This is a genomic window from Flavonifractor sp. (assembly GCF_019422385.1).
In the GTDB taxonomy this organism is placed as follows: domain Bacteria; phylum Bacillota; class Clostridia; order Oscillospirales; family Oscillospiraceae; genus Flavonifractor; species Flavonifractor avistercoris.
Genome location: NZ_JAHZDL010000149.1, coordinates 1 through 2,874 on the forward strand (window position 1 = coordinate 1; position 2,874 = coordinate 2,874).

A 2,874-nucleotide genomic window follows, 5' to 3' on the forward strand; every position below is an offset into this window, starting at 1 on the left:
CCCTCGTCGCCGGTGCCGTACATGACGGTGTCCATGATGGGGGCCAGGAAGGCCCGGGGATCAAAGGCGTCCCGCTTCTCGTCCAGCAGCTTCCAGATGCCGCCCACCTTGGGGTCGTCCTTCAGCTCGGGGCAGTCCCGGAACAGCTCCCGGAAGTTGCGGGTGACGGCCAGGCGGATGTCGGTGTCCACGTTGATCTTGCTGATGCCGCAGGGGATGGCAGCCTTCAGCTCCTCCTTGGAGATGCCGTAGGCGTTCTGGATGCTGCCGCCCAGGGCGTTGATCTCGTCCACGATGTAGCGGGGCACGGTGGAGGAGCCGTGGGACACCAGGGCGCCCTGGATGCCCTCGTGGTTCATGCACTCCTTGATGGCGATGGGGATCTCGCGGCGCAGCTTCACGTTCTTGCCCTTGCTGGCACCGTGCATGGTGCCGTAGCTGATGGCCAGGGCGTCCACCCCGGTCTTCTTGAAGAACTCGATGGCGGACAGGGGATTGGTGTAGGTGGAGTTGGCGGCGAACACGTGGTCCTCCACGCCGGCCAGCACGCCCAGCTCGCCCTCCACGGACACGCCCCGGGCGTGGGCGTACTTGACCACCTCGCGGGTCAGCTCCACGTTCTCGTCAAAGGGCAGGGAGGAGCCGTCGATCATGACGGAGGTGTAGCCCCCCTCGATGGCGGCCACGCAGGAGTCGAAGTTCTTGCCGTGGTCCAGGTGGAGCACCACGGGGATGGGGCTGTTCACCGCGAACTTCTTCACCGCCTCGGCGATGTTGCGGGCCCCCTTCTTCTTGTCCTCCAGGGTGCCATTCTGGAAGTCCACCCGGCCGCCCATGAAGGCGTTGGCCAGGTCGGCCCCCTGCAGGATGGCGGGGGAGCGGAACATCTCGTGGACGGCGATGACGGCCTCGGCCTGGGCCACCGCGTTGACGTTGAAGGCCCCCTGGGCGTAGCCGTATTTCACAGTGGCGTCCAGCACGGGACGCAGAGGTACGAGAGGCATATGAATTCTCCTTTCGGTTGTTCGGTTGTTCGGTTATCTGGTGTACACGGTGCGCCCGCCCACCACGGTGCGGACCACCTGGTAATCTTTGTCCATCAGGACCAGGTCGGCGTCACGGCCCACGTCCAGCCTCCCCTTGGAGGACCAGCCCATGAGCCGGGCGGGGTTGGCGGTCATGAGGCGGGAGACGGTCTCCGCCCCCTCTCCGGTAAAGGCCATCAGGTTGCGCAGGGCCTGGGCCAGGGTGAGGGTGGAGCCGGCCCGGACGCCGTTGGGCAGCTTGGCGTCCCCGTCCTCCACAATCACGTCGTTGACCCCCAGCTTGTAGTTGCCGTCGGGCAGGCCGGCGGCCATGATGGAGTCGGTGACGGCGATCACCCGGTCATACCCCTTGGTTTTCAGGTAGAGCCGCACGGTGCCCGGGTGGAGGTGGCGGCCGTCGCAGATGGCCTCCACATACACGTCGCTCTCCAGGGCCACGCCGAAGATGGCCGGGTCGTGCTGATGGAACAGGCGCATGGCGTTGCCCAGGTGGGTGGTGGAGCGGACGCCCGCCTCCACGCAGGCCACGCACTGGTCATAGCCCGCGCCGCTGTGGCCCATGGCGCACACGATGCCCATGGCGTTGAGGCGGGGGATCAGCTCGGGCACACCGGGGATCTCGGGGGCCAGGGTGGTGTAGCGCACGTGTCCGCCGGAGGCCTTCTGATATTGGGCAAAGAGCTCCGCGTCGGCGGTGTGCATCAGCAGGTGCTCCGGCATGGCGCCCTTGTACTCGGAGGACAGGCAGGGCCCCTCCAGGTGGACGCCCAGCAGGGCCGCCCCGTCGTAGGGGCCGCCCTCGATGACCTGCCGGGCCTGCTCCATGCACCAGAGGGTCTGCTCCGGCGTGTCGGTGAGCACCGAGCACAGCCAGCCGGTGACCCCCTGGCTGGCGAAGAACCGGCCGATGGTGCGCAGGCCCTCGGCGTCGGCGGCGTTCACGTCCACCCCGGCGGCCCCGTGGGTGTGGAGATCCAGGAAGCCGGGCAGGACCTTGCACCCGGCGGCGTCCACCTCGGGCAGGTTCTTCTCATTGTGATAGCCGTGGGTGACGGCGGTGATGGCCCCGTCCTCCACCGCCAGATCCACCGGGGTGAAGGCGCCGTTCCACAGAACCGCGCCGTTTTTCAGATAGAAGGAATTGTCCATGGCGCGCTCCTCAATAGGCCTGGCCGGCGGCCACGCTGTTGACATACAGCAGGGCGTTGGGGTGCTTCTGGGCCAGGGTGGCGGGGAAGGCGGCGGTCACCTCGCCGTAGGCCGCCCGGCGGCACACGGCCCGGTGCCAGTCCCGGAACACGCCCAGGCGCAGCTTCCTGGCCCCCAGGATCTCTTTCATGCCGATGGTGACGCACTTGTGGGGCATGTCCTCCAGGGCGCCGCCCAGATCGCCCACGCAGTTGGTGGCCCGGGTCTCCGGGTGGATGTCCAGCACCCGGGTGGGCAGCTGGGCGAACTGCTCGGGGGTCAGCTCCGGCTGGGGCTCGTTGAAGGCCAGGTGGCCGGTGATGCCGATGCCGCCGAAGGCGATGTCCACGCCGCCCAGCTCCTCAATGAGGGCGGGAATGCGGCCCAGGTCGCTGGGGTCGGGGAACACCCGCTGCTCCTCGGGCATGAGCAGCTCCGGGTCGATTTTGCCGTACACGTTCCGGGCCATGAAGCCCCGGAAGGACAGGGGGTCGTTCTGGTCGATCCACTGGCCGTCGTCGGTCAGGTACTCGTCCATGTTGATGAACCAGCAGTTCCTGAGGGACAGCTTCTCCCGGTTCACCAGGCGGACAAAGATGGGGTACTGGCCCACCGGGCCCACCGGGCAGATGAAGACGGT

The 2,874-nt window shown here is 67.5% G+C and carries 3 protein-coding genes; all 3 read right to left on the minus strand.

Features of this window, described 5'->3' with window-relative positions; all coding sequences use genetic code 11:
- The coding region (locus QZ378_RS12575) for a class II fructose-bisphosphate aldolase (protein ID WP_291258513.1) at positions 1-1,004 on the minus strand (1,004 nt) is incomplete at its 3' end.
- Positions 1,005-1,037: 33 nt separating this feature from the next.
- A complete protein-coding gene (nagA, locus tag QZ378_RS12580; protein WP_291258514.1) occupies positions 1,038-2,195 on the minus strand; it encodes an N-acetylglucosamine-6-phosphate deacetylase in 1,158 nt (385 codons plus the stop codon).
- Between the two features lie 10 nt (positions 2,196-2,205).
- Positions 2,206-2,874: glucosamine-6-phosphate isomerase (locus QZ378_RS12585; protein WP_291258515.1), on the minus strand; the 669-nt coding region annotated here is incomplete at its 5' end.